General features: G+C 66.9%; 9 protein-coding genes and 1 pseudogene. 6 read left to right on the top strand and 4 right to left on the bottom strand.

The window, feature by feature from the left end; all coding sequences use genetic code 11:
• The first annotated feature begins 133 nt into the window (after positions 1-133).
• The 3 genes from ELR45_RS24770 (at position 134) to ELR45_RS24780 (ending at position 1,832) form a co-directional block, all read left to right on the top strand.
• Positions 134-529 (top strand): PPOX class F420-dependent oxidoreductase, encoded by a 396-nt coding sequence (locus tag ELR45_RS24770; protein WP_129668722.1) that lies wholly within the window; start codon positions 134-136, stop codon positions 527-529.
• A 128-nt stretch (positions 530-657) separates the two neighbouring features.
• On the top strand, positions 658-849 hold the full coding sequence (gene rpmB, locus ELR45_RS24775) for a 50S ribosomal protein L28 (RefSeq protein WP_129668723.1): 192 nt from the start codon (positions 658-660) through the stop codon (positions 847-849).
• Between the two features lie 38 nt (positions 850-887).
• Entirely contained in the window at positions 888-1,832 is a 945-nt protein-coding gene (locus ELR45_RS24780; protein ID WP_129668724.1) for a ribose-phosphate diphosphokinase, read from the top strand.
• Positions 1,833-1,864: 32 nt separating this feature from the next.
• Here ELR45_RS24780 and ELR45_RS24785 read toward each other — a convergent pair whose 3' ends face one another.
• On the bottom strand, positions 1,865-2,809 hold the full coding sequence (locus ELR45_RS24785; RefSeq protein ID WP_129668725.1) for a thiamine-phosphate kinase: 945 nt from the start codon (positions 2,807-2,809) through the stop codon (positions 1,865-1,867).
• A gap of 78 nt (positions 2,810-2,887) precedes the next feature.
• Between ELR45_RS24785 and ELR45_RS24790 the strand changes: the two genes are divergently transcribed.
• Both ELR45_RS24790 and ELR45_RS24795 read left to right on the top strand, forming a co-directional pair.
• Positions 2,888-3,121, top strand: coding sequence for an Lrp/AsnC ligand binding domain-containing protein (locus ELR45_RS24790; protein WP_129668802.1), 234 nt, complete (start codon positions 2,888-2,890; stop codon positions 3,119-3,121).
• Positions 3,118-3,555, top strand: a complete 438-nt coding sequence (locus ELR45_RS24795; protein WP_165368080.1) for a DUF3515 domain-containing protein — start codon at positions 3,118-3,120, stop codon at positions 3,553-3,555. The genes ELR45_RS24790 and ELR45_RS24795 overlap by 4 nt, the downstream gene beginning before the upstream one ends.
• Positions 3,556-3,635: 80 nt before the next feature.
• Here the strand turns inward: ELR45_RS24795 and ELR45_RS24800 are convergent, their stop codons facing one another.
• The 3 genes from ELR45_RS24800 to ELR45_RS24810 are packed head-to-tail and all read right to left on the bottom strand — an operon-like array spanning position 3,636 to position 6,582.
• Positions 3,636-4,745, bottom strand: a complete 1,110-nt coding sequence (locus tag ELR45_RS24800) for a D-alanine--D-alanine ligase family protein (protein WP_129668727.1) — start codon at positions 4,743-4,745, stop codon at positions 3,636-3,638.
• A gap of 29 nt (positions 4,746-4,774) precedes the next feature.
• On the bottom strand, positions 4,775-5,800 hold the full coding sequence (locus ELR45_RS24805; protein WP_129668728.1) for an NAD(P)H-dependent glycerol-3-phosphate dehydrogenase: 1,026 nt from the start codon (positions 5,798-5,800) through the stop codon (positions 4,775-4,777).
• Complete coding sequence (locus tag ELR45_RS24810) at positions 5,800-6,582, bottom strand: lysophospholipid acyltransferase family protein (protein ID WP_205857198.1); 783 nt, start codon at positions 6,580-6,582, stop codon at positions 5,800-5,802. Before ELR45_RS24810 ends, ELR45_RS24805 begins: the two co-directional genes overlap by 1 nt.
• Before the next feature lie 272 nt (positions 6,583-6,854).
• On the opposite strand from ELR45_RS24810, the pseudogene ELR45_RS41430 reads away from it, so the two are divergent.
• Positions 6,855-7,208: pseudogene (locus tag ELR45_RS41430) on the top strand (hypothetical protein); the annotation flags it as partial.

Below are 7,208 nucleotides of genomic sequence, written 5' to 3' on the forward strand. Positions count from 1 at the left end.
AGTCTGACCTGCGGTGTCACATCGGTGTTCCGCTGTCACACGTCGGTGCCTTCTTCCGCAGAGGCCAACAGTGGCGGAACATAGTCTCAGTAACAGATTCTCACCAAAAGCCTGCGCCAGGAGGATGCGGACCATGACGGCCACACTCGACGAGACCACCCGCCGTCTGTTCGACGAGCGGAACTTCGCCACGGTCGCCACCGTCAATGCGGATGGCAGCCCTCACTCGGCCGTCGTGTGGGTGACACGCGATGGCGACGACGTGCTGTTCTCCACCACGGCCGGGCGGAAGAAGGCGCGCAACCTCATGCGTGAGCCGCGGATCAGCGTGTCGGTGTTCGATCTGGAAAACCCGTACAACTCCGCGGAGATCCGGGGCAAAGCCACCCTCGTCGACGACCCGGAGAAGGCGCTGCCCCGCACGCTGTCCCAGAAGTACCTCGGCCAGGACCCGCCCAATGAGTCCGCCGATGAACAGCGGCTGATCGTGCGCATCACGCCGGAACGAGTCTCCACCTTCTCAGCCTGAGGGCGACGCCGGTTTGGGTCTGAGGCGTCTAGCCAGTATCCTAGAGCGGTTGCCTCGGTCGGGGCGTTTCGCGTCGCGACCGTCGCAACACCATCGTTCCTGACACTTCACTTCCGTAGGAGTTACCCGTGGCTGCCACTTGCGACGTCTGCGGCAAAGGCCCGGGCTTCGGCAACAAGATCTCGCACTCGCACCGCCGGACCCCACGCCGTTGGAACCCGAACATCCAGTCGGTGCGTACCGTCTCCGGAGGCACTCCGAAGCGGATCAACGCCTGCACCTCCTGCATCAAGGCCGGCAAGGTCGCCCGCACCGCCTGAACTGACGTTCTCAGCCTGCGGAGGTCTGGACGACCACGATGCGCAACATCGCCGTCTTCAGTGGGTCTGCACATCCCGAGCTCGCAGCGGAGATTTGCACTCATCTGGACGTACCGTTGCATCCGGTACGGACCCAGCGGTTCGCCAATGATTGTCTCGAGGTCCAGCTCCAGGCCAACTGCCGAGAGCACGACGTTTTCCTGATCCAGCCGATCGTTCCGCCGGTTCAGGAGAACCTCGTCGAGCTCTTGCTCATGCTCGATGCGGCCAGAGGTGCCTCAGCGGCACGAACCACCGTGGTGATGCCGCACTACGCCTATGCCCGGTCGGACAAGAAGGATGCGCCGCGGATCTCCATCGGCGGCCGGCTGGTAGCCGACCTCATGGTCACCGCCGGTGCCAGCCGGGTGCTGGCGATGACGCTGCATTCTCCCCAGGTGCACGGGTTCTTCAGTATCCCGGTCGACCAGTTGCACGCGCTACGCGAACTCGCCGGCCACTTCCAGCACGGCGACCTGTCGAACACGGTGGTCGTCTCGCCGGACCTCGGCAATGCCAAGCCCGCCTCCGCATTCGCGCGGATACTCGGGGTGCCGGTCGCGGCGGGTGCCAAGCAGCGTTTCACCGACGATCGTGTCAGCGTCAGCGCCATCATCGGCGACGTCCAAGGGCGTGACATCATCGTCCTCGACGACGAGATCGCCAAGGGAAGCACCGTCGTCGAGTTGATCGACAGACTACGGGAGCATCACGTCCGGTCGATCCGGATCGCCTGCACCCACGGGCTCTTCACGGACAAGGCGATCGAACGCCTCGGCGAGCTCGACGACGTCAACGAGATCGTGTGCACGAACACCGTGCCGATCCCCGAGTCGAAGCGGCATCCGAAGCTCCAGGTGCTTTCCGTCGCCCCGCAGCTCGCGGAGGCGATCCGTCGCATCCACAACGGCGAGTCGGTCAGCGCCCTGTTCCACGACACCTGATCCACCCCGCGGCCAGGTGGATCAGCAGGCGGTCAGGCGAAGTGTGCATGACCCGCCGTGCCTTCATAGGATTCTCCGTCCACCTCGACGCCCGCTCCCTCGGTGACGCTCCCGATGACACGCCAGTGATCCGGTAGCTCGACGCCGGGCCGGAACGTCGCCAGCAGCGCGTTGTCGTCGCCACCCGTCAGCACCCAGCGCAACGGGTCCGCGCCGAGCGCCGCCCCGACCTCGCGCATCGGAGCGGTGATCTCCAGTGCCGCGGAGGTGACGTCGATCCGCACATTGCTGGACTCGGCGATGTGACCCGCGTCGGCCAGCAGCCCGTCGCTCACGTCGCACATCGCCGTGGCACCCAACGCAGCCGCCTCGGGGCCTGCGCCGTACGGGATCTCCGGGCGGCGGTGTGCCTCGACGAGCACCCGTGGCGAGGTGAAGCCACGGCTGAGCACCTGCAAGCCCGCCTCCGCCCAGCCGAGACGGCCGCACACAGCCAGCATGTCCCCCGGCCGCGCACCGGTCCGTCGCACCGGTTCCCTGCCCTCGAGGTCGCCGAACGCCGAGACCGCCAAGACAACGGCATCGGCGCTGACCGTATCACCGCCGATCACGGACGCGCCGACAAGCTCGCACTCGTCGCGCAACCCATCCGCCAGCTCCAGTGCCCAAGCGGAGTCGAGATCCTTCGGCGCAGCCAAACCGACGGTGATCGCCGTCGGACGTGCCCCCATCGCCGCGATATCCGAGAGATTCTGCGCTGCCGCTTTCCGGCCGACGTCATATGCCCGGGACCAGTCACGGCGGAAATGCCGCCCTTCGACCAGCATGTCCGTCGTCACCACCATGCGACCGTCCGGAGCGGTGATGACGGCCGCGTCGTCGCCGGGCCCGAGTACGACGCCGGCTCCTTGCGGATACCGCGACGTCACCGCATCAATCAGGCCGAATTCACCTAAATCGGCCACGCTATCTGGCACGTTGCTCCTCTTTCGTCGCGACAGCATGTAGGTTGGCGCACGAACTATCATTCCTTAAGAGCTGGAGGCCAACCCGTGGTGGTGCAGGCATACATCCTGATCCAGACCGAGGTCGGCAAGGCGGCAGAGGTTGCCCGCCAGATCGGCCAGATCGAGGGGGTCACGCTCGCCGAGGACGTGACAGGGCCCTACGATGTCATCGTGCGCGCAGAAGCCGACAACGTTGACGACCTCGGCAAGCTCGTGGTCGCCCGGGTACAGGGCGTCGACGGTATCACCCGAACTCTCACGTGCCCCGTCGTTCATCTGTGACGGCAGGCTTCGGCGCGTTGCTGCTCACCGGTTGCGGGTTCGGAGCTGTCTCGGTCGAGCCATTCGAGCCAGAGCCCGGTAGCTCGGACTCCTGCACTTCACTACTCGACGATCTTCCGGAGACCATCGGCGACGCCGTCCGCCGCGACGTCGATCCCGATTCGGTACCGGCCGCGGCCTGGGGACAACCACCCATCGTGCTGCGCTGTGGGGTGGACCTGCCGGCCGCCTACCAGCTCGACGCTCAGCTGCTGGACATCGACGGTGTCGGCTGGTTCGCCGAGGAGGCCGACGGCGGCACCTTCTTCACCGCCACCGATCGGGAGACGATGGTCGAGGTCGCCGTCCCCGACGACTACGCCCCCGAAGGTCTCATCCTCCAGGATCTCTCTTTGACGATCGCTGAGCACATACCCGAGCGTGAGCTGCGCTGATCAGGAGGAGGCGGAAACAGGGATCTCCCTCTCCCGACTCCTACCGTGGCAGCCTGGGGCGCGCACGTCACGCATGCCGGCTAACGGAGGCCGAGGGGACGGTTGAGTGCGGTCGTGATCATACGGTCGACGAGTCCGGCGTAGTCGAGACCGGACTTGGCCCACAGCATGGGGAACATCGACGTGGGCGTGAAACCGGGCATCGTGTTGACCTCGTTGACCACGACAGAGCCGTCGGAGCGCAGGAAGAAGTCGACCCGGGCCAGGCTCTCGCAGGACAACGCCCGGAACGCCGTCACCGCCAGCTGCCGCATCCGCTCCGACGTCTCGGGGGCGACATCGGCGGGAATGTCGAGCTCGACGTCGTTCTCCGGCAGGTACTTCGCCTGGAAGTCGTAGAACTCGTGGCTCGCGTCGAACTTGATCTCGCCCAGGACGCTCGCCTCCGGCTCAGCGCCCTGGACTCCCTCGAGCACACCGCATTCGATCTCGCGCCCGGCAACGGCCTCCTCGATGATGACCTTGGGGTCATGCTCCCGAGCGGCCAGGACGGCGCTCTCCAACTCCTCAGGACCGCTGACCTTGGCGACGCCCATGCTGGAGCCCGCGCGAGCGGGCTTGACGAAGACCGGCCAGCCCAGCTCGACCACGTCCGCCGCCACACCGTCTCGTTGCGGCTCCCACGGCCCCGGCTCGACCAGCACGTGCCGTGCCACCGGCAGCCCAGCCGCGCGCAGCAACAGCTTCATGACGTGTTTGTCCATCCCCACGGCGGACGCGAGCACGCCCGAGCCGACGTAACGCACGTCCGCCAGCTCCAGCAACCCTTGGATCGTGCCGTCCTCGCCATAAGGGCCGTGCAGGAGCGGGAAGACGACGTCGACCGTGCCCAGTTCGCGCGGCACCTCGCCGGGCGATTGGACGACCGGGCCGGAACCCGTCGGCAGCACCACTGTGCCGCCCTCGTCGGCGACGTGGGGCAGCTGCCCGTCGGCGATGGCGAGCTGCTCCGGCTCCCCGCTGCTCAGGACCCACCGGCCTTCGGTCGTGACGCCGATCGGCACCACCTCGTAACGTTCCGGATCCATCGCGGCGAGCACACCGCCGGCGGTGATGCAGGAGATCGTGTGCTCGGAGCTGCGGCCGCCGAAGACGACGGCGACGCGGACCCGGTGTGGCGTTTCGTTCACGACGACAGACCCTATCCCTTGTATCGCTCTCAGTGTCCATGCCGTTCGGGCTTGGCCGAGCGGGAGAGCAAAGACCGTAGCATCTCGTGCGGCGTGAGTTCAGCGCGCACCATTCTGGTGACGTGCTCGACGATCGGCATGTCCACTCCGGCCCGTCCAGCCAGGTCGAGGATCGATTCGCAGGACTTGACGCCTTCGGCTACCTGCCGCGACGACGCCACCGCTTGCTCTACGGTCTTGCCTCTGCCCAACTGTTCACCGAACGTGCGGTTACGGGACAGCGGCGAATAGCACGTTGCCACGAGGTCTCCCAGGCCGGCCAGGCCAGAGAACGTATACGGGTCCGCACCGAGTACCTCGCCGAGTCTGGCGGTCTCAGCCAGACCTCGTGTGATGACGCTCGCGCGCGCGTTGTCGCCGAATCCCAGGCCCACCGCGAGCCCTACCGCCAAGGCGATGACGTTCTTCACGGCGCCGCCCAGCTCGGTCCCGAGCACGTCGGTATTGGTGTAGGGGCGGAAGTGCGGCGTGTGACACATCTCCTGTACCCGGCGCGCGACCTCTTCATTGTGTGCGGCGACCACGCTCGCGGCCGGCTGTCGCTGGGCGATCTCCGGTGCGAGGTTGGGCCCGGAGACGACGCTGATCCGGTCTTCGGAGGCACCGGTCACCTCTGCCACGACCTCGCTCATCCGGTTCGCCGTCCCCAGCTCGATACCTTTCATCAAACTGACCAGCACGGCCGACGGCGGCAGCAACGGTGCCCAGCCGGTCAAGTTGGCCCGCAGACTCTGCGACGGCACGGCGAGCACGACGACGTCGGCCCCCTCGGCTGCCGCCTGCGGGTCATGGGTGGCACGGATCGTCGCCGGGAGTTCGATGCCGTCGAGGTACTCGCTGTTGACGTGGGTCCGGTTGATCGTGTCGCACAGCTCGGGCCGGCGGCCCCAGAGCACGACGTCCGCACCTGCGTCGGCGAGAACCAAGGCAAAGGTCGTGCCCCAAGAGCCGGCCCCGAACACGGCCGCACGGATCGGTCGCTCGGCGGACTGCATCAGGTCGTCTCCTGTCCGGACTCGCCATCAGGGGTATCCGTGCCCTCATCCGGCTGTTCAGGGACGGCGGTCTCCGCGGTCTTCGGATCGAACCGTTTCTTCGGTGCCGTCTCGCCCCGGATAGCCTCCAACTCGGCCGTGATCGCCGCCATGATCCGATCGGTCGCTTCGCGGAGCACGCTGCTCGTGACCTGTTCACCGTGGAGATCGCTGAGATCGACCGGATCGCCGGCCCGCACGTACACCGTCTTGCGCGGCAACAGCCGTGGACGCTTCGAGTACGGAGCGAGAATCGTATGCACGCCCCACTGGGCGACCGGAACCACCTGGCAGCCGGTCTCCAGCGCCACCCGCGCGGCACCCGTCTTGCCGGCCATGGGCCACATCTCCGGGTCGCGAGTGATGGTTCCCTCCGGGTAGATCGTCACGCACTCCCCCTTGCGCACCGCTTCCACGGCGGCTCGGTAGGCCTGCGTCGCATCATGTGAGTCGCGGTACACCGGTATCTGCCCACAACTCGCGATGATCCGCCCGATCACCGGAATACGGAACAGCCCATCCTTGGCTAAGTACCGTGGGGCCCGACCGTTGTCCCAGACGAAATGCGCGAACGTGATGGGGTCGAGATGCGATATGTGATTGGCAGCCAGCACGATGCCCTCGCCGGCCGGAGGCACCTGCTCGCTGCCAACCCAACGCCGGCGGGTGAACACCATCAGAAACGGCCGAACGATGTAGGCCACGGCCCGGAAGGGTCCTACCCGCTTCCTCGATCCCGCCACAAGCTCCTCCTTCGAATTCGATCACAGCCACTGATGCCCCAAGCCCGCCGCCGGACGTCGCTGCCACCGGCTCAGAACACTAGCTGGCCGGGACAGACTGGACCTCCACATGATGTCGGATCGGCCGACCCGGCGGGAGTCTGGGGCCACGAAGCCTGCCGTGTCCGGTCGTCCGACGGTGGCCGCGACACTGCCGCGGCCGGCTCGGCAATGGGCCGGCGGCCCCGGCCCGAGCATGCAGCCCACACCGAGACCTGGGAAGAGACCACCTGATGCCTCTCGATGCCGTACCGGATGACCACACCGCTGCACGGATCTCCACGGACAGCAGCGGCGTCGTCCGTGAATGGTCGATCGTGATCCCCGTCAAACGGCCCGAGTTCGCCAAGACGAGGCTGGCCGACACGGTCGGCGAGCTCAGGCCGCAGGTAGCCCGGGCATTCGCCGCTGACACGGTCGCCGCCGCCCTCGCGTGTGCATCCGTGACGTCCGTCACCGTCGTCACCGACGACGACGAGACACGCGTCGATACGCGACTTCTCGGTGCGGACGTCGTCGCCGACACGCCGGCTTCCGGTCTGAACGCAGCGCTACGGCACGGCGCCGAGGCGGTCCGGGCGCACCGG

Source organism: Phytoactinopolyspora endophytica (assembly GCF_004138495.1).
Classification (GTDB): Bacteria; Actinomycetota; Actinomycetes; order Jiangellales; family Jiangellaceae; genus Phytoactinopolyspora; species Phytoactinopolyspora endophytica.

Coding starts and splice junctions, on each gene's coding strand:
- ELR45_RS24770 (WP_129668722.1), top strand. CDS start 134: ATGACGGCCACACTCGACGAGACCACCCGCCGTCTGTTCGACGAGCGG.
- ELR45_RS24780 (WP_129668724.1), top strand. CDS start 888: ATGCGCAACATCGCCGTCTTCAGTGGGTCTGCACATCCCGAGCTCGCA.
- ELR45_RS24805 (WP_129668728.1), bottom strand. CDS start 5,800: ATGCAGTCCGCCGAGCGACCGATCCGTGCGGCCGTGTTCGGGGCCGGC.